This window comes from Sorangium sp. So ce327, from assembly GCF_051530205.1.
Taxonomy (GTDB): Bacteria; Myxococcota_A; Polyangia; order Polyangiales; family Polyangiaceae; genus Sorangium; species Sorangium cellulosum_B.
Genome location: NZ_CP150330.1, coordinates 7548984 through 7571957, shown reverse-complemented (window position 1 = coordinate 7571957; position 22974 = coordinate 7548984). Strand labels below are relative to the sequence as shown.

Sequence of the window (22974 nt, the reverse complement as noted above, 5' to 3'; positions counted from 1 at the left end):
GTCACGCCGCGGGTGCCCGCCAGGAGGCCGCCTGTCTGTCCGACCTGTCCACCGTGTCCGCCGTATCCGCTGCTGAGCTGGCCTGAAGCGGAGGAGCCGAGTCGGCGCAAGACGAATGTCGCGCGGGGCGGCGGTGGGCTGGACCTTCCTCTCGGGGGATCGGCGTCGGCGCGCGTCCGCCGCTCACCGCGAGGCCCGGGCCGACGTGACCGCCTCGTGGAGGGCGCGGAACATCGCCGCGAGCCTGTCCGGCTGGTAGCTGGCGTTGAGCCCGCTGGGGTTCGGCAGCACCCAGAGCCGCGTTGCGCCGAGCGTCTCTGTCTGGGGGCCCGGCACGGCGCGGGGCCTGCCGAAGGCGCCTCGATAGGCGCCGATCCCGAGCACGGCGAGGAAGCGAGGGCGGTAGCGCCGCACCGTGGTCTCGAGCCGCCGCCCGCCCGCGGCGAGCTCCTCGGCGGACAGCTCGTCCGCCGACGCGGTCGCGCGCTCGACAACGTTGGTGATCCCGTACCCCAGATCGAGCAGCTCGCGCTCCTCGGACGGGGAGAGCACGCGATCGGTGAATCCGCCGGCGTGCAGCGCCGGCCAGAACCGGTTGCCGGGGCGGGCGAAGTTGTGCCCGACGGCGGCGGTGTAGAGGCCCGGGTTGATGCCGCAGAAGAGGACGTCGAGGTCGGGGGCGATGACGTCCGGCACCGTCTTGCCGGCGGCGGCGAGGAGCTCGTCGCGGGTGGGTCGTCGGGGTCGGGGAGGGGAGTGCACAGGCTTTCCAGGCGGGCGCAGGGCGCCGCGGCTGCAGCTTACGACGCCGCCGCGCGAAGGAGCGCGGGCGCCGAGGGCGAGGAGCGCGGGCGCCGGGGACGACGGGCGCGGCCGACGGGGGCGAGGACGTGGATCGACGCTGGACGGGGGCGCGGCAACGGATACCGTCGTGCTTTCCCCGGATGCTGGTGCGCTCGCTCGGTCTGATCTCGGCTCTCCTCGCGGCCGCCTGTGCGCGTGCGCCCGAGCCGAGCCCGGCGAGCGGCGCGGGGGCTACCCGGGCCGCGCGTGCGTCGGGCGCGGCCGGCTCCGCCAGCGCTGCCCCGGTGGGGGCGCGCTATTTCCAGGCGTTCTCCGAGGGCGTGTTCCGGGCAACGCACGACGGACCGGCCGCGGCCGTCGCGGCGCGCGTCGTCACGGAGGGCGCGCGGCTCGAGCTCGGCGGAGACGGCCGCGTCGCCGCGGCGGCCTGGGAGGCCGATCTGTGGGCGTCCGGCGAGCCCGTCGTCGGATCGCTCGCGATCGCGCCCCACCTCGGCGGGGGCTTCCTGCACTGGACCCGGCGCAGGGCGTTCCGCTCGCGCGGCTTCACGGGGCCGCTCGCGGAGGTGGCGCTCGGCGGCGGCGGCGCGGTGCGGGGCGCCCGCAATGGCCTGCGAGGCGTCGTGGTCTTCACGGAGCAGGGGCCGCGGGAGCTCCTGCCGGGCGAGGATCGGGGCCGGGCGCTCGACACGCCGGCCATCCACGATCTGGCCGCGCTGGACGCCGCGCGCGCGGCGCGCCTCGACGTCTTCGGCCGCGCCGCGACGACGGCGGACGGCGGCAGGACGTGGATCGATGTCGGCCAGCGGCTCGGGCTCGCCGTGCGCGTGAGCGTCGCTCCGGACGCGCTCTCGCTCGACACGCCGCTCGGGCGCGTGCCCGTCCTCCCGGACGGATCGCTCGGCCGGCCCGACGGCGATCTCCGCGCGATGTGGCAGCCGAGCGGGTCGTTCCAGCTGCTCTTCGCGGGCGCCCAGGCCGCCTCGCGCGACGCCCCCGTCCTCGACGATCTCGCGCCGCTCGCGGCGGCCGTCTCCGCGGGCGCGCTCTTGCCCGACGGGACCGCGCTCGGGGTGTTCGAGGGCGGCGTCGCGCGGATCGACGTGAGCACGGGCGCGGTGCGCGAGCGGTTCTCCGGCTGGCTCCCGGACGGGCTGGGCTGCGCGCCGGTGCCCGCGAGGGGCGGGCCGCTCTTCCTCTGCGTGTGGGACGATTACGACAACTACGGCAGCTACGTCCTGCGCTCCGAGCGCGGCGAGGCGCCGCGGATGGAGCGCGCCTTCAGCGACGAGGGGTTCTTCGTGGCCGACGACGGCGGCGCGCTCGGCTACGTCGGCGGCTGCGCGGCGTCGCCGCGGGTCGCCAGCGACGAGGAGCGAGAGCGCCGCTACGGCGAGGTCGTGATCCACCCGAGGATCTGCGTGCGGCGCGGCCCGGACGACTGGGTGGAGCATGCGGTCGAGCTCGGCGAGTCGCAGACGCTGGTCGGCTGGGCGCCGCGCCGCGACGGGAGCGCGATCGCGCTGCTGAGGGGCGAGCGCGACGCGCGCCTGCCAGCGCCCGCCGGGGCGCCGCGGGGCCGCGACGAGGGGGGCGTGCGGGTCGTGCAGCTCCGCGGGCACCTCGCCGGCTGGTACTGGACGCCGCCCCCGCGCGACGGGGCACGGGCGCTCGTCGACAGGCGCTTCCGCGCGCGCGAGGACGGCGGGGTCGACGGGTGGCTGTCGTCGGTCGAGTGGCCCGATCCCGTCGGGCAGGCGAGCCTGGGCGTCACGATCGCGGACGACGGGACGGTCTCGCCGCACGTCCTGCCGCCGGATCCGGCGGGGATGGTGGTGACCGGCGACCACGGCGTGCTCGTCACGGCGGGCGCGGAGCTCTACGAGACGCTCGATCACGGCCGCACGTGGCGCGCCGCCGGGCGCTCGCCGGTGCCGCCGCCGTCGTTCCAGGGCGGGTGCTCCGCGCTCGGCTGTGCGTTGAGCGGCGTGGTGCGGCTCGGCTGGGGCGCGGGCGAGCCGTCGCCGGCCATCGCCGCCGCGCCGGGCCCCGGCTGCGGGGCGGCGGAGGCCAGCCGCGCGGGCGCCGCCGGGGCCGGCGCGGCGGCTTGCGTGGGCGGCGTCGGTCGGATCGACGAGCCGCCGGCGGCGCTGCCGTCGCTCTCCTGTGCGCCGATCGAGCTGCCGGCGCTGCGCCCGCGCGCCGCGCCCGAGGCTGGCTCGGAGCGATGGACCGTGCCGACGTCGTATGGCGAGACGCTCGATGTCGTCGCCGACGCGCCGCCGCCTGGGCGTGCCGCGCAGCCCGCCGAGGAGGCGCCGCCCGCCGAGGACGCCGCGCCCGAGGAGGCGCCGCCCAACGTCGCGGCGTCGGGCAAGGGCGGCGCGGCGCCGGGAAAGGGAGGTCCGAAGGGCGCGGCGGTCCGGACGCACAGCGTGCTCTACCTCCCGCCGTTCGATCTGCGCGGCGAGGCGCTGCGGCTCAACGCGACCGGGCTCGCGCCGAGCGGCGGGCACGGCGGGAAGCGCAGCGCGTCGATGCCGCTGCTCGCTGCGAGCGGCGAGGTCGGGCTGCTCGTCCTCGCCGAGGCGGGCGAGCTGCTGCTCGGCCCGCAGGGCGCGCGGGCGCTCCCGGCGTTCGAGCCGCGCCGAGGTTACGAGGGCACCGCGCCGGGGCGGGCCCCGGGTCTCCTGCTCGGTCCTGGCCGCGCGCTCGTGCTCGGCGAGCTCCGGCGCCGCGTGGCCGTCGAGGAGCACACGCCGGAGCCCCGGCGGCCTGCGCGCCTCGTGGCGCTCGACCGCGAGGAGCTCCGGGGCCGGCCGATGACCCTCGCGTGGCGCGACGATGGGGAGGCCGGCGTGCTGGTGCTCGACGGCTCGGCCCTCGAGATCGCGGGCGCGGCGGTGCTGGACCGCATGGGGGGGACCGCGGGCGAGGTGGTCGCGCTCGCGCCCTGGGCGACGCTGACCGCCGCCAGCGACGCGCGCTGCCGCGCCCAGCGGGGCGCGTGGCGCGCGCTCGTGGCGCTCGATCCGGAGCGCGCGCTGCGCCTCGACAGGAGGGCGCTGCCCGCGATCGCGCTCGGGAACCAGGGCCTCGCGCAGGTGCGCTGGGGGCGCGAGCGCGTCTGCCTCGAAGCGCTGCACCTCGCGGCCTCCGACTCGAGGCGGCGCGGTGAGCGCGCGGAGGGCGCGGCGCTGATCGCGCGGTGGATTGCCGCGCGGGGGCAGGGGAGCGGCGCCGGCGCCGGCGCAGGACAAGGTGTGCTGCGAGCGCAGGCGACGACGCAGCGCCTCGTGTGCTCCGTGGGCGCGCGGCCCGAGGACGGCTGAGGCGCGGCGTGGATGTGGGCCAGCCGCTCCGAAGACCCCTCCGCAAGCACGATCGGCTCGGACGAATGATGCGCCCGGCGGACGGATAGGTTGGTACCATCACCATTCCCAATGCACGGCGACGGGACAGAACGGTCGAAGGACTTCGATAGTACAGCGTCAATGCAATTTCGTGCTCCGTTCTCTCGGCAGACCAGCGCCGGGGCGGGGCTCGTGTTGCTCTACGCCGACAACTACGAGCAGTTCCGTCCTGCGTACCCCGTGCTCGAGCAAGGCTCGGTCCTCGGCCGCGATCCGACCGCGGATGTGTCCGTGCCGACGCGGAGCGCTTCGCGCCATCATGCCCGGATCGAGCGCCGGGGCGGCGTCTGGCGGCTGACCGACCTCGGCGGCCGCAACGGCACGCTCTGCAACGGCGAGTTCGTCACGGAGGCGTCCATCGCGCACCTCGATCAGGTCCGGGTCGGCGACGCCATCTTCAAGTTCGTCGAGCGCGACGTCGAGAGCTACGCCCGCTACCGCATCGACGGCGCCTACGTCGAGCCGCCGGGCTCGCAGGAGGGGCCGCCGAGCTTCTCGATGGGGCGGATCGTGGGCGGCTACCAGACCCGGAGCCTCGCCCGCAGCCTGCACGAGATCGCGCGCAGCGAGCTCTCGGTGCTGATCCGCGGTGAGAGCGGGACGGGAAAGGAGATCTTCGCCCAGCAGCTCCACGACTGGAGCGGCCGGCGCGGCCCGTTCCTGGCCGTCAACTGCGCCGCCATCCCCGCCGCCCTCGTCGAGGGGGAGCTCTTCGGGCACCGGCGCGGCGCGTTCTCGGGCGCCGACCGCGACAGGGCGGGCATCCTCCGCGCGGCCCACGAGGGCACGCTCTTCCTCGACGAGATCGGGGACATGCCGGTGGAAGCCCAGGCGAAGCTCCTCCGGGTGATCCAGTCGAAGGAGTTCACGCCGCTCGGCGCGACGCAGGCCGAGCGGATCGACGTGCGGATCGTCGCCGCCACGCACCGCGATCTCGACAAGCTCCAGCAGACGGGCGCGTTCCGCGCCGATCTGTTCGGTCGCCTGAACGAGCACAGCGTGACCCTGCCCCCCCTCCGCGAACGCAAGGAAGACATGTTCTTGCTCTGCACCGCGCTCGCGGCGCGCCACGGCCGGTCCGAGATCCGGCCCAGCATGGTCTCCATGGCGGCCCTGCTCCACCACGATTTCCCCTACAACGTGCGGGAGCTCGAGGCGCTCCTGAAGCGCTGGGCCGCCGCGGATCGCGGCGCCGAGTTCGGCATCCAGGATCTCAGCGACAGCATCCGCGATCGGATGAAGACGTACGGGGTCCGGGGCGCTGCCCTCGCGAGCCCGCTCGCGGAGGACTCCCGCGCCACGGTCTACCCGCAGTACGACGAGGAGCCCTCGGAGGACGGAGCGTCCGCGCCGGGCGGGCCGCTGCCGCCGAGGACCGCCCCGGAGGAGAGCGTGCTCCGGGAGCTCCTGGCGAGGCACCAGGGGAACGTCGCCGCCGTGGCGCGCGTGCTGGGGAGGGATCGCGTGCAGGTGCACCGCTGGATGAGGCGGTACAACCTCAAGGCCGACACGTTTCGCGGGTAGCATCGCGCTCGGCGCCGCGCAGAGCGGCTACACTCGCGCCGAACGAGAAGGACAGGCGCTGAGCGGCCTGCCCTCGATCGCGCCGAGCACCGCACGGGATGGATCCTGCCCGCTTGAGACTGGATGTCGTGGCTCCTCTCCTCGCCGCGCTCGCGCTCGCGGCGTGCGGCGCGGCCGAGCCCTCGGTCGCGCCGCCTGGCCCGCTCGATCCGCCTCCCCGCGCCCCCTCGACCGTCGCGCTCGGCCCGGCCCGGTACGTCGCGCAGCCCTACTTCGGCCTTGTCGAACGCGTGGTCATCGACGGCCGGGAGGTCGACAGGGCGATCGTCAACGGCCAGCGCGCCGAGCTGCACGGCGTCGATCGGCTCGAGCCGCTGGGCGCGGACGGCGTGGTGCTCGCCGGCGGCGCGGCGTTCCCCGCGTGGGCCCAACCCGGCGCGCGCGTTGTCGGCGTCACGCGCGTCACGCGCGCCGCGCGCTACCTGTTCTGGAGCGGCGGCGACATCTACGCCGCCGAGAGCTTCGGCGGGGAGCTCCGCAAGCTCGCGACCCTGCCGGGCGACGTCGCCAGCGCGTTCCCGTGGCTCGACGGCATCGGGCTGCTCACCGCGGCCGGGAGCTTCGTCGTCCAGGGCGCGAGCGGCGCGCTGCGGCCGCTCGGCTCGCCGTCCCTCGTCGCGGCCGCGGCGGTCAGCGAGCGCCGCGCGCTCGTCCTGACCGTCTTCGGGCGCGCGCTCCTCACGTTGGACGCGGGCGCGTCGTACCGCGACGTCACGGCGGAGCTCGGCGATGCGATCGCGCTCGACGTCCGCGGCGAGGAGATCGTCGCCTCGCTGGCCTTCGGCCTCGAGCGCCCCGTCGAGCCGAGCGGTCGCCTCGGCGAGCCCCGCGCGCGGCGCGCGACGCCGGCGGCCGGCGTCGATCCCGGGTGGCTCGGCCGCGCGCCCTTCGAGCAGCTCGCGGACGCCGTCGCCTCGGGCCTGCCGCTCGCCGACGGCGGGGCCGCGCTCGCCGTGGACGGCCTCATCGGCCGCGTCGATCTCGCCACCGGCCGCGCCTCGTCCGTCGCTCCGCTCCCGCCGGGCAGCGGCGAGTGCGCGCCGTTCCGCGCGGGCGACGCGCTGCTCGCCGTCTGCGCCGGTCCGGAGCGCGCGAGCGTCGTCGACCTCTCCAGCGACGCGCGCGCGCTCCGCGTCGAGCGCTCGTTCGAGCTCCTGCCCGAGCCGGGGCGGGAGAGCGATCGCTTCGTCGGCGTCGACGGCGAGGCGCTCGGCTACGTGGGGCCGTGCGAGGGGCGGCCGAGGCCGCGGATCGATCTCCGCGAGCTCTCGCAAGGGGCGCTCGGCGGCGACGCGACGCAACAGAGCGCGGTGTTCTGCGTGCGGCGCGGGCCGGGAGACTGGGTCGAGCACCGCCTCGACGCGGCGGACGCGACCGACGCCCTCGCCTGGATCCCGCGCCGCGGCGGGGGCGCGGTCGCGCTCATCGCGCGCCCCGGCACGTTCCTGCCGGACGGCGAGCGCGTCGAGGTGCGCGGCGCGCTGCGCGTCGTGCGGCTCGCGCGGGGCGAGCCGCCGCTCGTCTGGCCTCCGTACGGCGAGGAGCGGGCGGAGCTGCTCTCGCGCGCGCTCGCCGCGCGCGCGGACGGCGCGATCGAGGGCTGGCTCCCCGTGCACGGCTACGCGGCCGATCCCGCGCCGATCACGATCGACCCCGCCGGCCGGCTGCGCCGCCACGCCGTGCCGGCGCGCGCGCGCTCGATCGCGGCGTCGGGCCTCTTCGCGCTCGCCGAGACCGAGGACGGCGGGCTCTTCGAGTCGATCGATCGAGGGCAGCGGTGGACGCGCGTCGCGCCGCCGCCGGGCGGCGGGGCCGCGCGCCTCAACGCCTGCTCGGCGGTGGGCTGCAGCCTCGGCACGTTCCTCCGGCTCGGGTGGGCGTCGGCCCCGCGCTCCGGCGGCGGCGGCGGAGGCCGCGCCGCGTCGCTGCCCGGCGCGGCCCTGGCGGAGCCGCCCCCTGCGCGGCTCGCGCCCGATCGCGACAGGGTGCGGCCTCCGGCGCCGCCGCCCCTCGCGCGGCTCGCCTGCAGCTTTGCGGGGCCGCTCGACGCCGCGCGCGTGCCGGAGTCGTCCGGCTTCGGCGCCGTCGCCGCGCCGCCCTCGCGCATGGGGGGCACGCTGCGGCTCGGCACCCTCGGGATGCTGACGCTGCCGTCGTTCAGCGCTGGCCAGTCGGGCAGCGCTGGCCAGTCGGGCAGCGGCGGCCTGCCGGGCGCCTCGTTTGCCGACGCGGAGCTCGCGTGGATCGCGCCGCTCGACCTGCGCGCCGAGATCCACCGCGCCACCGTGCCGCTCGCGAGCGCCGGGCTGCTCCAGCTCGCGTACCGGCCCTACGAGGCGCCGATCGGGCTCGTCATCGATCGCGACGGTCGCGTGGCCCCTGTCGCGGCCGGCCCGGCGGAGGCGTGCCTCGCCGGCCTGCTGGACGCCGCGGGCGTCACGCGGCCGGTCGGCGGCTGCGCCCCCCAGCCCGCGATCGGCGTCGATCTCGGCGATCGCGCGGTGTTCCTGAGCCCGCGGAACGACGGCCTCGCGGTGAGCTCGGTCGACCTCCGCGGCGCGCGCGGCGAGGCTCCGCTCGCGCGGCCCGCGGGCGGCGGGCCGCCTCCGGCGATCCGGGAGCTCCACGTGCAGCGCACCGCGCGCGCGACGGGGGCGGATCGGGCGCGCTTCGCCTTTGGCGCAGGCTCGCGCGCGGGCGCGCCCGTCTTCGTGGCGGTGGCAGGAGACGGCGGCGCGGTGCTCTCGGTGGTCGACCCCGTGCTCGGCACCCTGGGGCCCGAGGAGGCCCTCGCCCCGCTCGGCGCGCTCGGCGCGGGCGGCGACCCCGCCTGCGCGCCGCGCGGCGGAGAGGCGCGCGTGGTCCTGTCGTTCGATACGGAGATCGGCCTCGTGCCCGGCGCGCTGCCGGGGATCACCGCGGCCGGGACGGCAGGCGTCGCGGTGATCCGGTGGTCGCGCGAGCGCGCGTGCCTCGACGCCGTGGAGCTCGCCGTGCGCGACGAGCGCTACGACGGCGGCCTCGGCTTCTACGAGCCGCCCGGCGTCGTGAAGAAGCTCATCGCGCGCTTCGCGGGGCCATCCCCCGCGGCGCCGCTCGGCGCGCACGGCGGGCTCGTCGATCGGCGCGGGCGCGGCGGGCCTGGCCCCGCGGCGGCGCGGCGGAGCGAGCCGGCGCAGGGCGCCGGCGGCGGCACGCTCGCGTTCGTCCTGTTCGGCCAGGAGAGCCGGCAGCCGGTGCAGTGCAAGGCGGTCGTGGGCGTGCGCTGAGCCGAGCGCGCGCTCGCGGACCTCTCGACCGCGCCGCGCGGCCCCGGATCGCGCGGTGCGCCGCGGATGGCGCAGCGTTCGCGGCGCACCGTCTGCCCGTCTGACCGTCCAGCAGCACGCTGCGGCGGATTTCCAGATGGTCTAGGATGCGCCGCGTGAGCGCCGCTGCGATGCCCTCCCGCGCAGGCGTGCTCCTCGCGCTCTCCCTGGCCGCCGCGTGCAGCGCCGCCCCGGAGCGCCCTCCGCGGCCTGCACAGCCGCGGGTCGCCGCGCTCGCCGACCCGCTCCCGCTCTCTCCTGCGCGCTACGTGCTCACCGAGGACATCGGCGTCCTCCTCGACGCCGCTGTCGGGGCCGACGAACGCGCGCCCGCGCCCGGTCCGGAGCCCGCGCTCTTCGAAGGGCGCCGCGTGCGCCTCGAGGGCGGCGTCGTGCTCGCCGACGCCCCCGCGGCCGAGTCGCTCCGCGGGTTCCGGTCGATCCCGGCGCGCCTCGGGGGCGGGTTCCTCCTGTGGTCCGAGGGCCGCGTCTACCGCGCCGCCGACTTCCTCGGCGAGCTCGCGCCCATCGCCGACGTCGGCGCTCCCGGCGGCGCGCGGCCCTACCTCGACACGATCCTCCTGCGCAGCGATCGGGGGCTGCTCGAGATCGATCCCTCCACGCTCGCCGTTCGCGGCTTCGGCGCCGCGGGCGTTGTCGACGCGGTGGCCGTCGACGCGCGCCGCGCGGCGCGCCTCGACCTGCTCGGCCGCGCCTCGGTCACCCTCGACGGGGGCGGCACCTGGATCGACGTGCTCGAGACGCGCGGGCTCGCCACGTCGCTCCTCGAGGAGCAGGACGGCGGCAGAGCGGTCGCGCTCCTCGGTCCGCAGGGCGGCGCCACGCTCCACGTGAGCGCCGCCGGCCTCGTCCCCGTGGTGCCCGCGCCGCCGCGGGCCGGGCCGAGCGCCTCGCTCTCTCTCCCGCCTGCGCGGGACCCCACGCTCGGCACCACCTCGGTCCGCGCGCTCGCTCCGGCGGGGGTCGCGCTTGCCGCGGCCACCGGCGCGCTCCTCCCTGGCGGCCGGTTGCTCGTCACTCGCGACGGTGGCCTCGCCGTGCTCGCGGCGGCGACCGCCCAGCCCCTCGCGGAGGCGGTGATCGAGAGCCTCGATCCGAGCTATGCGCGCTGCCAGCCGTTCCGGTCGGGCGACGATGTCTTGCTCGCGTGCGCGCACGAGGCCGCCCAGGTGCTCCGGCTCGAGACGACGCTCTCCGCGCCGCGGCTGGAGGCCACGTTCCCGCCCCGCGGCCGAGGCCCCGACCCGATCGCGAGCCCGCAGGGCGCGTTCGTCGGCGACGATCGCGGCCGCCTCGCCTTCCTCGGCCGGTGCGGCAGCGTCCCCCCTGGGCTCCACGACTTTCCGGAGAGCCCGGGAGACGCCGGCCCGACGGACGACGAGGCGCCATGGCCCCGGCGCTTCGCGCGGCTGGCGCCCGACGAGCCGCAAGGGGACGCCGCGAGCCGCGAGCCCGTAGAGGAAGGCGTTGCGCGCGTATGCGTGCGCGTCGGCGGCGGCCGCTGGGTCGAGCGCCGGATCGAGGGCGAGGACGCCGACCGCCTCTACCGCTGGATCGTCGGCGAGCGCGGGAACGTCACCGCGCTCGTGCTGGAGGCGCCGAGCGGTCCGCGGCCGCGGCCCTCCGAGGAGGACGAGGAATCTGACGAGGAAGTGCGCGGGACCTCCGAGGGCGAGGAGGCGGACGGCGCGCCGCGGAGATCGCCTCCCGGCCCCCCCGCCCGCGGGCGCGAACGTCGTCCTGCGGGCCCGCCCGAGGGCGTCCGCGTGATCCGCGTGCGCGATCGCGACCCGGCGCTCGCGGGCGGCGCCTTCCCGGCGCTCGTGGGCGGCATCTTCCCGGGGTCCGCCGACGCCGTATCGCCGCCGCGCCTCATCGACACCGATTTCTGGGAGGACGAGGACGGCCTCGTGCGCGGCTGGCTGCACCTGCCCGAGGAGGCCGGCGGCGTCTCGCCCGCCCGCGAGGCGCTGCCGGAGGCGGGCTCTCCCGCGCGCGCCCGTCGAGCGGAGCGGCTGCTCTCGAGCCGCCGCGGCGGCCGCATCGCCGGCCTGCGCATCGACGCGCGCGGCGGCGTCACCGTCTTTCCCCTCCCGGCCGGCGTCCAGAACGTCGTCGTCGGCGGGCGGTTCGCGCTCGCCGCCACCGGCGACGACCCGCCGGCCTTCTTCGAGTCGACCGACGGCGGCCGCTCGTGGCGCCCCGCCGAGGGCCCGCCCGCGCGCCAGATCGAGCCTCCCTTCGACGAGGGCGCCCCCTTCGCCTGCTCCCCGATCGGCTGCGCGATGGGCGAGCACGGCCTCGTCCGCCTCGGCTGGGGCGGCCCTCCGCCCTCGCCGCGCGGCGCGCCGCCGCCCTTCGCTCCTGCGGTGAACCCAGCGCTCCGCGCCGCTCCTCCGCCGCTCGTCTCCTGCCGCCTCGACGACGACCCCTCGTCCTTCCCGCCGCCGTCGGCCGCCCCGGCGCCGCCCTCCTCGGGTCGCCGCGCTCCCCGGGGCACACCCGCGGCAGGGGGGCCCGCGACGGCCCGTCCGACCGGCGGCGCGCCCCCTGTCGTCTCGCTGTCGACCGCCCCGTCCTCGCCCCTGGGCGCGCTCCGCGACGGCACCTTCACCGCGAGCGTGCTCCTGCCGTTCGCGCGCGCCGGAGCGCCGCGCCGCCTGTCGCTCCGCGACGGCTCGCTCGGCGCGGCGTCCGGCGACATCGTCCCCGTGCTGCTCGCGCCCGGCGCCAGGGCGCCCGCGGATCTGCTGCTGCTGTTCGACGCGAGCGGCCCGCACGGGCGGCGTGGCCTCCGCGTGCGCGCGGGCGCCGAGCCCCCGGCGCTCCTTCCGTTCGACAACGCCGGCACGATCGCCGCCGCGGTCGAGCTGCCGGGCGGCGAGCTGCTCGCCCTCGACGCCGGGAGGCGCAGCTTCGTCGTCGCCGTGCGGCACGGCACCTTCCCGGCCTTCGGGCTCGCGCGTGTCCCCGAGCTCGCGGGCGCCCGCCTCACCCTGGGCCGCCGGCTCGACGCCCCTGGCGTGGCCCTCATCGGCTACTCCGTCGCTTCCGGGGAGGTGGTCGCGGGGCCGATCGACGTCGCCCGTGGCCACGTCGGTCCGCTCGAGCCGCTCGGGCCCCTCGCGTCGCTCGCGGAGATGGGCGCCGGCGGCTGCGGCGGCGCGCGACCGTCGCACCGGTTCATCGCCGAGCTGCCCGCCACGCTGCGGGTGGCTTCGAGGAACGGGGCGCCGCTGTTCGAGGGGGACGCCCCCGCGTCCGCGCTGCTCTCCGGCGGCCGCGGCGCCCTGTGCGTCGAGGCGATCGAGATCCGCGCCGCGGCCCGGGGCGGGCTGGACCTCGGCGTGGTCTTCGGCCCCGACGGCGCCGCCGCGCTCCGCGACGGCGGGGGTGGCGGCGGCGTGAGACTCCGCTGCGAGCTTCTGTGAAACCGGCCATGACGGGCGGCGAGCATCCGGAGATTCCGCGTCGGCGGACCTATCGTGCTAGGGTCCGCCAATGCCCGCCCTTCGATCCTTGGCCCTGCCGATCGCGGTGGCCGCGTCGATGCTCGCGCTGAACGCATGCTCTGAGCGGCCCACCAACTTCCCCGATCGCGACGGTGTCATCGCCGCCCAGGCCGAGTGGTGCGCCGCGCTCGCCAAGCTCCAGCGCGCCGGTGCCTCCTGGGAGCACCTCAACGCGTGCAAGGCCGCCTACCCGACCTCGTCGCCCACGTACCTCCGCGCGATGACGGCCTGCTTCTCGCGCCGCATGGAGGCCGCCGCCGAGAGCTCGCCGGACCGGAGCCAGATCATCCTGGAGTGCAACGACGAGGTGGCCGTCAAGCTCAACCCGGACGAGCCCACGGCGGCGCCGGTCATCGAGTCCCGCTGCGCGCGCATGGCCCGCTGCGAGAGGGTGCCCGTCCCCGCGTGCAAGAGCGCGTTCAGCAAGCTCGAGGCGGCCCAGCGCGCGATGTTCACCACGATCTACAACGCCGCCGGCCGCTACGAGATCATCGACTGCCTCGAGAACGCGAGCTGCACCGACAACGAGGAGGCGGGCCGCCAGGCCTGTTACAAGCCCACCTCCGACGCGCTGCTCTGGTTCCCCGACTGAGCCCCGCGCGCTGGCGGTCGTCGCCTCGTCCACGCTGGCGGTGATCTTCTCGTCCACGCCGCCAGCCCTCTCGTCCGCGCCGGAAGCCCTCTCGTCCGCGGCTCGTTTCCACGAAATCCCTGGTAGCGTGCCGCGTATGCGAACCGCCCGATCTCGAACCGGTCTCCTGTCTCAGCTCGGCGCGCGGCGTCCGCGCGCCGAGCGTCCTCACGCCCGCCCCGCAGCGACCCAGCCCGGCGCGGCGCGCCGCCTCTTCCTCGCCCGCGTCGTGGCCGCCGCGCTCGCGCTGATCGGGGCGTGGCTACCCGCGAGCGCCGCGCACGCGGCGGGCACCGTCACCATCGTCGACCGCTCGCCCAAGGAGGACAGCGGCCGATGGAAGCTCAAGATGACGATGAACTACGGAGGGATGCCGCACCTCGGGCACATCCCGATGCTGTTCTCGTTCACGCCGACGGTGCACTACGAGCGAGCGCTCACCGACAAGTCGCCCGAGACCCCGGTCCTCGTCCGCATCCCGCTCCAGAACCAGCAGGGGATCAACGAGAGCATGGACGTCGGCTTCTCCGACAGCAGCGGCAAGGTCTTTGCGATCACCAAGTTCGACTTCGTCCTCCGGCGCGATCGTGGCTTCGAGGCCGGCGAGTACGAGCTCGTGATCAAGCGCGCGAGCGACGGCGTCCAGATGGGGCAGAAGCAGAAGATCACCCTGCAGGGCGACAACCCCGTCATCGATCGCCGCGCGATCGTCTTCAGCGGCGAGAAGAAAAAGAAGGACGACAAGGCGGACAAGGCCGAGGCCGAGAAGAGCGACGAGCCCGCCAAGGAAGAGGCGCCCGAGGGCGAGCCCGCGGAGGGCACCGCCGAGGCGGAGGCGCCCGTCGACGACGCGCCGCCGGCCGAGGCGCCGCCGCCGGTGGAGCCCAAGCAGGGCGGCTGCGGCTGCCGGCTCTCGCCCGACGAGGCCGCGACGCCCCTCGCCCTGCCGCTCGTCGCCCTCGGCGCGGCCGCCGCGCTCGCGCGAAGGCGCGGCGAGCGCCGCGCGCGCCGCGCCTGACAGCGCCCGCGCCGCGAGCGCCCGGGATCGAGCGAGACAGCCTCTGTGCTGGACGTTGCGCGCGGTCTCGACCGGCCGCGCCTGCAGCAGCACATCGTGATCGCGCTTGCAGGGACCACCCGAGCCCGCAGACAATCCCGGGCCGACGTCCGCTGTCCGCGACTCCCTCGCGGGCCCGCCGTCCCCAATCCAATCGATGAGCTCCCTAGTCCCTGCCCACCAGCACCCCCTGCTGTACGCGATCTTCGTGCGTGTCTGGCTCCACGAGCTCTCGCGCGCCGCCAAGGCCAGGGTGACGCTCGCCAGCGTGCCCGACGCGGCGCTCGACCGGCTCGCCGCGCTCGGGGTCGACTACGTGCACCTGATGGGCGTCTGGACGCTCGGCGAGGAGGGCCCGCGCCGCTCGCTCACGGATCCCGACCTGCGCGCCGAGTACGACCGCGTGCTGCCGGACTGGACCGAGGCCGACGTGGCTGGCTCCCCGTTCGCGGTCGCGCGCTACGAGGTGAACCCCGCGTTCGGCGGCGACGCCGGCCTCGCGGATCTGCGCCGGCGCCTCGCGGCGCGCGGCATCGGGGTCATCCTCGACTTCGTGCCCAACCACGTCGCGCGCGATCACCACTGGGTGAAGGAGAAGCCCGAGCTCTTCATCGCCGGCGACGACGGCGCCCCGCTCAGCGGGCGCGACCCCTACATCCCGCCGTGGCCCGACACGGCCCAGCTCGACTACCGCCTCGCGGCGACGCGCGCCGCGTCCGTCGAGGCGCTCCGCAGCGTCGCGTCGCGGTGCGACGGTGTCCGCTGCGACATGGCGATGCTGGTGCTCGACGACGTCTTCCGGCGCACGTGGTCCAAGCGCCCGCCGGTGGAGCGAAAGGCCGAGGCCACCGGCGAGTTCTGGGCCGAGGCCATCGACGCCGTCCGCCGCGACCACCCGAGCTTCGTCTTCATCGCCGAGGCCTTCTGGGACCTCGAGTGGCGCCTGCAGATGCTCGGGTTCGACTACACCTTCGACAAGAGCCTTTACGATCGGCTGAGCCACGCCTCCGCGTCGTCGGTCCGCGGCCACCTCGCGGCGACGCCCGACTACCAGCGGCGGAGCGTCCGCTTCATCGAGCACCACGACGAGCCGCGCATCGCCGCCGTGCTCCCCCCGGATCGGCGCCGGGCCGCCGAGTTCATCGCGGCGACGGTGCCCGGGATGCGGTTCATCCACCACGGCCAGCTCGAGGGGCGGACGGTGCGCGCCTCCTTGCACCTCGCCCGCGCCCCCGAGGAGCCGGTCGATCAGGCCTGCCTCGCCTTCCACGAGCGGCTGCTCGCGGCCGTGCGCCGCCCCATCCTGCGCACCGGGAGCTTCGCCACGCTCACCGCGCGCGGGCCGGGCGCCGACGCGTTCGTCGCCTACCGGTGGGAGCCGCTCCCGGCCTGCGGCGCGCCCCGGAGCGCGGCGCCCCTCGTGGCGGTGATCAACTTCGCCCCGTCGCGCAGCGGGTGCCGCATCCCGCTCGACATCGCCGGCATCGCCGGCCGCAAGGTCCTGCTCGCCGACCTCATGACCGGCAACGAGCACCCGCGCGACGGCGACGAGCTCGTCGATCTGTCGCGCGGCCTCGGCGTCGAGCTCCCCGCGTACGGCATCCACCTCTTCGAGATCCGGCGCTGATGCGCGTCGCGCCCGGGTCGTCCAGGGCCCTTGGAGATGCTCATGCCTGATGCTGGCGCGAGCGCGCCCCTCCGCCTCATCACCATTCCCTGGAGCCACTTCTGCGAGAAGGCGCGGTGGGCGCTCGATCGCGCCGGCGCGCGGTACCGGGAGGACGCCTACCTCCCGCTCGCCCACGCGCTCCCTTCGCTGAGGGCCGGCGGGCGCCGCTCCGTGCCGGTGCTCGTCTCGCCGGCGGGCGTGCTCGCCGACTCGACGGACATCCTGCGCTACGCCGACACGCTCGTGCCGCCGGAGCGCGCGCTCTTCTTCCAGGGTTCCCGCGAGCCCGGCGCGGGCCGCGCCGAGGTCGAGGCGCTCGAGGAGCGCTTCGACGCCGACCTCGGCCCAGCGACCCGCCGCGTCGCGTACTTTCACCTCCTGCCCGACGAGGAGGGCGCGTTCGCCTTGATGGGCGGGTCGTTCCGCGGGCTCGAGGGCGCCGGCGCGGCGCCGCCCTGGTGGTTCGGGCGTGGCATCTTCCGCGCTTACTACCCGGTCGCGCGAGCGGTCATGAAGCGCGTCATGCGCATCGACCCCGCCGCCGCCGAGCGCTCGCGAGGCAAGATCCGCGCGGTCTTCGACGCGGTGAACGAACGCCTGCGCGATGGGCGCCCCTTCCTCGTCGGCGACCGCTTCTCGGCGGCCGATCTCACGTTCGCCGCGCTCGCCGCGCCGCTGCTCGTGCCCGAGCACCACCCGTCGCCGCTCCCGCCGCCCTCCGAGCTGCCGTCCGAGCTCCGCGCGCTCGTCGAAGGGCTCCGCGCCGAGCCGGCCGGCGCGTTTGCCCTGCGCATGTACCGCGAGCAGCGGCGCGCGAGGCCTGGTCGAAGCGCCGGCGGGTGACGCTCGACGCTGCCCGGCCGCGGGCCGGCGCCGGCGTCGGCCCGCGCGCTCACGCGAGCGCCGGCACGCCCGCGATGAGCTCCCGCGCCGCAGGCCCTGCCTTCAGCGGGTCGCGGTGCGCGCCGAAGTGCCGCGCGTGATCCCGGACCGCGCCGATCGCCGCCTCGGGGGCGAGGCCGTGCCGGGCGCGCAGCCACGCTGCGAGCACGACGCCCGCGCGGCCCGCGCCGGACGCGCAGTGCACGACGGCGGGCGCGCCGCTGGACTCGGCGCGCCTGAGCGCGTCGAGCGCGCGCTCCAGCGCGTCGGGCGAGGGGAGCGCGCCTCCGTCGAGCGGCACGTGCGTCACCCGGAGGAACTCGCGCTGGTAGCGGCCGAGGAGCGGGATCCGGTGGAGCGCCAGCTCTCCCTCGTCGAGCAGGCAGAGCACCTCGCGGATCCCGTGCCGCGCCATGAAGGCGAGCCACGCCTCGACGGGCGCGTCGCTCGGATCCGGGTGCGCTGCCGAGCTCGGCGGCGCGACAACGGACGAGCGGATCCCGGAGGCCGACCAGTTCGCCATCCCGAAGCCGGGCCGCTCCGCGCCGTGGACGATCCGGTCGAGCGGCGAAGCGGGCGCGAAGTTGAAGGGGGCCGGCGTCGCCTGCTCGTGCGCGCTCCGGTAGAACAGCTCGAACTCCGCGACCGACGCCTCGAGCTCGGGGTCGTCGATGGAGCCTGGCCGCACGCGCCGCACCTCGGCGATGGCCTCGGCCGCCGATCTGCCCAGCGACACGAGGCGGCACGCCAGCACGACGCCGGTGCGCCCGACGCCGCCCTCGCCGTGAACGGCGATCGGCCTCGGCGCCCGGCCGAGGAACGCCACGGCGCGGAGGAGGTCCGCGCTCGGGATGCGCGTGAAGTCGGCGAGCGGGCAATGCAGGTGGATGAGCGGGCCCACCGCCGCAGGCGGTGGCGCCCGACGCGAGAGCGACACCAGGCTGCGGAAGCCGAGCTCCGCGAGCTCCTCGACCGCCTGGGGCGCGTGGGGATAGGCCATGCCGGCGAGCTCGCCGGGGATCACGAACGAGAAATTTTCGAGCTCACTCATGGCCGTCGCTCGGTGCGCAGGGGGTCGTGGCTCGCGCCTCGGGGTGGGGCATCCGTCTGCACCTCACCTCGAGATCGCAGCTCGTCGCAGCGCTTCGCCGCCTCGCGCTGCGAGGCGACCGGGAGCGGCTGCTCCGGGCCGTCGGGCGGCGGCCGCTCGTCCGTCCTGCGGGCGAGCGGGGCGCCGGGCGGGCGGCGGCGGCGAGGCCGAGGACCGCCGAGAGCGTGGGCCTGGGCGCAAGGGCATTCCTCATGGTGGGTGAGCATTGTAACGGCAGTTCACCGCCGCATGGCAGCCGTCACCGCGGGGCGGTTCGTCCAGGTCGCGCCGACCCGCGCGAATCGCGGACGGTACGGGTGAATCGCGGACGGTGCGGGTGACTCGCGGGGGGCGCGGCTGAATCCGGAGGGGCGGCGCGGCGGGGGCCGCGCCCCGACGATCGCACGTCGCTCCTGGTTCCCTCGGCACGGTCCGGCGTGTATGAAGGGCCCGTGGTCCGCTTTGCCCTCGCCCGGACGGCCATCGCGCGTCCGCTGATGCTCGTCGCGCTCGGGCTGGGCGCGGCGTGCAGCGGCGCCGCTCCGCCGGCGACGGCGCCAGCGCCGCCGCGCCAGGGGGAGGAGGCGCCGGCGCCCGCGGCGGCCCGGCCGGAGGCCGCCCCCCCGCAGGCGGCGCCGCCCAGCCCGGCCGAGGCGCAGGCCTTCGTGGCCGCCGTCGACCGGGAGCTGCGCAGGCTGCGGATCCAGTCCGCGCGCGCGTCCTGGGTCAACCAGACCTACCTCACGGACGACACCGACGCGCTCGCCGCCTCTGCCGAGGAGGCGAGCATGGAGTACCTGAACCGCACGATGAAGGCGGCGGCGCGCTTCGACGGGCTCGCGTTGCCCGCGGACGTCGCCCGCCAGCTTTCGCTCCTCAAGATCTCGACCTCCCTTCCGGCCCCGAGCGACCCGGCGGAGCGCGCCGAGCTCGCCGCGCTCTCGGTCGAGATGACGAGCCTGTACGGCAAGGGAAAGCACTGCCCGAAGGCCAGGCCAGGGCGGGCGACGCCCGCGGGCTTGGGCGCGGCGCGCGCCGCGGGCGCCGGGGCCGAGCCGAAGTGCCTCGCGCTCGACGAGCTCGAAAACCTCCTGAAGACCAGCCGCGACTGGGACGAGCTGCTCGATGCGTGGGCGGGCTGGCACGCGATCGCCCCGCCGCTCCGGCCGAAGTTCGAGCGTTACGTCGCCCTGGGCAACAAGGGGGCGGCGGAGCTCGGCCTCCCGGACGTCGGCGCGCTATGGCGCGCCGGATACGACATGTCCCCCGAGGCGTTCGAGGCCGAGACCGAGCGGCTCTGGGGCAAGCTGAAGCCGCTCTACGACGAGCTGCACTGCTATGTGCGCGCGAGGCTGCGCGCGATCCACGGCAAGGACAGGATCGGCGAGAAGGCCCCGATCCCGGCGCACGTCCTCGGCAACATGTGGGCGCAGGAGTGGTCGAACGTCTACGCGCTCATGGAGCCGTACAAGGGCCAGCCCTCGCTCGACGTGACGCGGAAGATCAAGGCGAAGAAGCTCGACGGGAAGCAGATGGTCGCGCTCGGCGAGCGGTTCTTCACCTCGCTCGGGTTCGACCCGCTGCCGGCGACCTTCTGGGAGCGATCGCTGCTCAAGAAGCCGGCCGACCGCGAGGTCGTCTGCCACGCGAACGCCTGGGACGTGGGCGACCGGGGCGATCTCCGCCTCAAGATGTGCATCGAGCCGAGCGAGGAGGATCTCATCACGATCCACCACGAGCTCGGGCACGTCTATTACTTCCACCAGTACTACAAGCTCCCGATCCTGTTCCAGTCGGGCGCCAACGAAGGCTTCCACGAGGGGATCGGGGACACGCTGGCCCTCTCCGTGACGCCGAGCTACCTGAGGTCGCTGGGGCTGCTCGACAGGGTGTCCGAGGACGAGAAGGGGGTCATCAACTTCCTCTTCAAGAAGGCGCTCGACAAGATCGCGTTCCTCCCGTTCGGCAAGCTCATCGACCAGTGGCGGTGGGATGTCTTCTCGGGCAGGACGAAGCCGGCCGACTACAACGCGGCGTGGTGGGCGCTGCGGCTGAAGTACCAGGGCGTCGCGCCGCCGGTGCAGCGCAGCGAGGCCGATTTCGACCCGGGGGCGAAGTTCCACGTCGCGGCGGGCGTCCCGTACATGCGCTACTTCCTGGCGCACGTCTACCAGTTCCAGTTCCACCGCGCGCTGTGCAAGGCGGCCGGGCACACGGGGCCGCTCCACACGTGCTCGATCCACGGCAGCGCGGCCGCGGGCGAGAAGCTGCGCGCCATGCTCTCGCTCGGCGCGAGCCGCCCGTGGCAGGAGGCGATGCAGGCGGTGACGGGGGAGACCGCGGCCGATCCGGGCGCCATGCTGGAGTACTTCGAGCCGCTCCGGAGGTGGCTCAAGGAGCAGAACAAGCGTGAAGTCTGTGGGTGGTAATTGAGCGTGGGTGAGCGTAGGTGAGCTGTGCGCGTCTTCGTCGCTGTTGATCCGGGAGCCGAGCTCCTCGCCAAGATCGGAGATCTCCTGCGGGAGATCTCGCCGCGGGCTCCGTCCGCCAAGTGGGTGGAGCCTGCCGGGCTGCATATCACGCTCGCCTTCATGGGCGAGATCGGAGAGGAGCGCCTGCCGCTCGTCATCGCTGCGGCCGGGAGCGTCGCCGCGTTCCACAGGCCGCTCACGTTGCGCATCGAGAAGGGCGGCGCGTTCGGAACGCGGCGTCGCCCGCGCGTGCTCTGGCTCGGCGTGGGCGGCGCTGTCGGCGCCCTCACCGCGATCCACCGCGACCTGGAGCAGACGCTCTCGATGTCGACGGGCTACGTCCCCGAGGACCGGCCGTTCGAGCCGCACCTCACCCTCGCCCGCTCGCGCGATCCGCGCGGCGATCCGGCGCTCGACGCCTGCGCTCAGGCGGTCGGCAGCGTCGACTTCGGCGAGACGCGGGTCGAGGAGATCATCGTCTACCAGAGCGAGCTGACCCCGAAGGGGGCGCGCTACACGGCGCTCGCGCGCGTGCCGCTCGAGGGGATCGGCACCCCCGAGCAGGCGCGCTGAGCGTCGTCCTCCGTGGAGGCGCCGCGCTCCGTCCTTCGAGAGGACGGCGTCTCGCTCGGGCGCCTCAGCGCTTGCGCGGCCCTGCCGGAGGGATGAGCCCGAGGCGCACCGCCTCCTTGTAGGCGAACGATCGGCTCAGCCCGAGCAGCCGTCCGGCCGTCGCCGCGTTGCCGCCTGCCGCCCGGAACGCTCGGGCGAACGCCTCGCGGCGGGCCCTCTCGAGCGCCTCTGCCAGCGGCTCCACGGGCTGCCCCAGCGACCCGTCCGCGAGCCGCAGCCGCTCCCCGGGGAGCTCGATCCGCGGGGCGAGCGAGCGCTCCTGCGCGCCGCCGTCGATCGCGTCGAGATCTTCGCGCCGCACGACGAGCGCCCTGCCGGCCGCGCTCTTGCCCTCCGCGATCGTCCGGCGAAGCACGGCGCGCTCCACGGCGTTCTTCAGCTCGCGGACGTTGCCCGGCCACGCTCCCTGCGCGAGCGCGCCCAGCGCCGGCTCGGTGAAGTCCACCCGCCCCGCGCCGAGCTCGGCCGCGAGCTCGGCGGCGAAGCGCTCGCAGAGGGCGGGGATGTCCTCGCGCCGCTCGCGCAGGGGCGGCACGCAGAGTGGGTAGACCCAGAGCCGATGGAACAGATCGGCGCGGAAGCGCCCCTCGGCGACCTCGCGCCGGAGATCGCGGTTCGTGGCCGCGACGACCCGCACGTCGACGCGGCGCGCCCGGTCCTCGCCCACGGGCTGGATCTCCCCCTCCTGCAGCGCGCGCAGGAGCTGCGCCTGCGCCGAGAGCGGGAGCTCGCCGATCTCGTCGAGGAAGATCGTCCCGCCGTGGGCCGCCTCGAACCTGCCAGCGCGCGCGGCCGTGGCGCCGGTGAACGCGCCTCTCCTGTGGCCGAAGAGCTCCGATTCGACCAGCTGCGCGGGGATCGCCGCGCAGTTGACGATCACGAGCGCCCGGCGCGCCCGGGGCGATCGCTCGTGCAGCGCGCGGGCGACGAGCTCTTTCCCCACGCCCGTCTCGCCCGTGACGAGCACCGGCACCGACAGCGGGGCGAGCACCGCGATCTCGCGCTCGATCCGCCGCATCCCGGCCGAGCGGCTCGCCGGCGCCGGGCCGCTCGACGCCGGGCCGAGCGCGCGGCGCGCCTCCGGGTCGGCGTCGAGCGGCCCGGCGCCGGCGTCGAGCCGCAGCGCGCCGGCGCAGAGCCCCGCGAACACGCGCGCGTCCTCGTCGCGCAGGCCGCGGAGGCCGTGGGGATCGCAGGCGTCCAGCGTCAGCAGCCCGGCGAGGCGGCCCTGCACGTGCAGCGGGATGGCCATGCAGGCGTGGATCGGGTGGATCTCTCCGGGGCTGCCGAGCAGCCAGCCGCTGTAGGGGTCGGGCTCGCTCGGATCGAGGAAGCGGATCGGCCCGGCCGCCTGCGTCGCTCTGCGGAGGCGCGGGTGCTCCGCGGGCCGGAAGCTCATCCCCAGGGCGGCCGGCGACAGCCCGATCTGCGCGGCGACGCCGACCGAGCCGTCCTCCGCCGCCGTGAGCACCGAGAGCGCGTCCGCCGCCGTCACCCGCGCGAGCGCGCGGAGGATCCGCTGCAGCGCCTCGTCGCGGGCGGGCGCTTCGGACAGGCTGAGCACGGCGTCGAGCAGGGTCACGCGGGTTCCTCGAGGAGACGGAGGCGACGGAGGTTTCCTGTCGGAGACACCGGCAGGAAACACCGTGGGGTGCAGCGGAGCAAGGCGCGCGTCGGGGAGGCGCGCGGGTGGGCGCCGCCGGAGCGGCTGCCCTCGGCAGCGGGCCAGGTTTCCTGGGGGAAACCGCCGCCGGCTGCCGAGGTCGCGCCGATCCGGCGAGGATCGACGCGATCCCCGGAGAAACGCTCCTGGCACGGCCCGTGCGAACGCGTTCGGCCAGCGCGAGCCGACGGGCGAATCGACCGCCGACGACGGCTATCACCGGCACAGCGCCCGGC

At 76.0% G+C, this 22974-nt stretch carries 13 protein-coding genes; 10 read left to right on the top strand and 3 right to left on the bottom strand.

Going from position 1 to position 22974, the window contains the following annotated elements:
- Positions 1 to 183: 183 nt before the first annotated feature.
- Positions 184 to 696 carry a G/U mismatch-specific DNA glycosylase gene (gene mug, locus WME95_RS28350; RefSeq protein ID WP_437911040.1) on the bottom strand — a complete coding sequence of 171 codons (513 nt, stop codon included), beginning with the start codon at positions 694 to 696 and terminating at the stop codon, positions 184 to 186.
- Between the two features lie 248 nt (positions 697 to 944).
- On the opposite strand from mug, the gene WME95_RS28345 reads away from it, so the two are divergent.
- The 8 genes from WME95_RS28345 (at position 945) to WME95_RS28310 (ending at position 16842) form a co-directional block, all read left to right on the top strand.
- Positions 945 to 4136 (top strand): hypothetical protein, encoded by a 3192-nt coding sequence (locus WME95_RS28345; protein WP_437902472.1) that lies wholly within the window; start codon positions 945 to 947, stop codon positions 4134 to 4136.
- 162 nt (positions 4137 to 4298) lie between these two features.
- Positions 4299 to 5741: a sigma 54-interacting transcriptional regulator gene (locus WME95_RS28340; protein ID WP_437902471.1), complete on the top strand. Its 1443-nt coding sequence runs from the start codon at positions 4299 to 4301 to the stop codon at positions 5739 to 5741.
- A gap of 128 nt (positions 5742 to 5869) precedes the next feature.
- Positions 5870 to 9070, top strand: a complete 3201-nt coding sequence (locus WME95_RS28335) for a hypothetical protein (protein ID WP_437902470.1) — start codon at positions 5870 to 5872, stop codon at positions 9068 to 9070.
- Between the two features lie 155 nt (positions 9071 to 9225).
- Positions 9226 to 12561 carry a hypothetical protein gene (locus WME95_RS28330; protein WP_437902469.1) on the top strand — a complete coding sequence of 1112 codons (3336 nt, stop codon included), beginning with the start codon at positions 9226 to 9228 and terminating at the stop codon, positions 12559 to 12561.
- A gap of 70 nt (positions 12562 to 12631) precedes the next feature.
- Positions 12632 to 13234, top strand: a complete 603-nt coding sequence (locus WME95_RS28325) for a hypothetical protein (protein ID WP_437541615.1) — start codon at positions 12632 to 12634, stop codon at positions 13232 to 13234.
- Between the two features lie 136 nt (positions 13235 to 13370).
- The gene (locus tag WME95_RS28320) at positions 13371 to 14291 is read left to right on the top strand and encodes an MYXO-CTERM sorting domain-containing protein (RefSeq protein WP_437902468.1); all 921 of its coding nucleotides are present in this window, start codon (positions 13371 to 13373) and stop codon (positions 14289 to 14291) included.
- A gap of 196 nt (positions 14292 to 14487) precedes the next feature.
- The gene (locus tag WME95_RS28315) at positions 14488 to 15957 is read left to right on the top strand and encodes an alpha-amylase family glycosyl hydrolase (RefSeq protein ID WP_437902467.1); all 1470 of its coding nucleotides are present in this window, start codon (positions 14488 to 14490) and stop codon (positions 15955 to 15957) included.
- A gap of 42 nt (positions 15958 to 15999) precedes the next feature.
- Complete coding sequence (locus WME95_RS28310; protein WP_437902466.1) at positions 16000 to 16842, top strand: glutathione S-transferase family protein; 843 nt, start codon at positions 16000 to 16002, stop codon at positions 16840 to 16842.
- Positions 16843 to 16891: 49 nt separating this feature from the next.
- On the opposite strand, the gene WME95_RS28305 is transcribed toward WME95_RS28310, so the two are convergent.
- Positions 16892 to 17932, bottom strand: coding sequence for a phosphatase domain-containing protein (locus tag WME95_RS28305; protein WP_437541608.1), 1041 nt, complete (start codon positions 17930 to 17932; stop codon positions 16892 to 16894).
- A 536-nt stretch (positions 17933 to 18468) separates the two neighbouring features.
- Between WME95_RS28305 and WME95_RS28300 the strand changes: the two genes are divergently transcribed.
- Together WME95_RS28300 and thpR are read left to right on the top strand one after the other, a co-directional pair.
- Positions 18469 to 20400 carry a M2 family metallopeptidase gene (locus WME95_RS28300; protein WP_437911039.1) on the top strand — a complete coding sequence of 644 codons (1932 nt, stop codon included), beginning with the start codon at positions 18469 to 18471 and terminating at the stop codon, positions 20398 to 20400.
- A gap of 27 nt (positions 20401 to 20427) precedes the next feature.
- On the top strand, positions 20428 to 21015 hold the full coding sequence (gene thpR, locus WME95_RS28295; RefSeq protein ID WP_437902465.1) for an RNA 2',3'-cyclic phosphodiesterase: 588 nt from the start codon (positions 20428 to 20430) through the stop codon (positions 21013 to 21015).
- Positions 21016 to 21079: 64 nt separating this feature from the next.
- Here thpR and norR read toward each other — a convergent pair whose 3' ends face one another.
- Positions 21080 to 22657 (bottom strand): nitric oxide reductase transcriptional regulator NorR, encoded by a 1578-nt coding sequence (norR, locus tag WME95_RS28290; protein ID WP_437902464.1) that lies wholly within the window; start codon positions 22655 to 22657, stop codon positions 21080 to 21082.
- Positions 22658 to 22974: the final 317 nt, after the last annotated feature.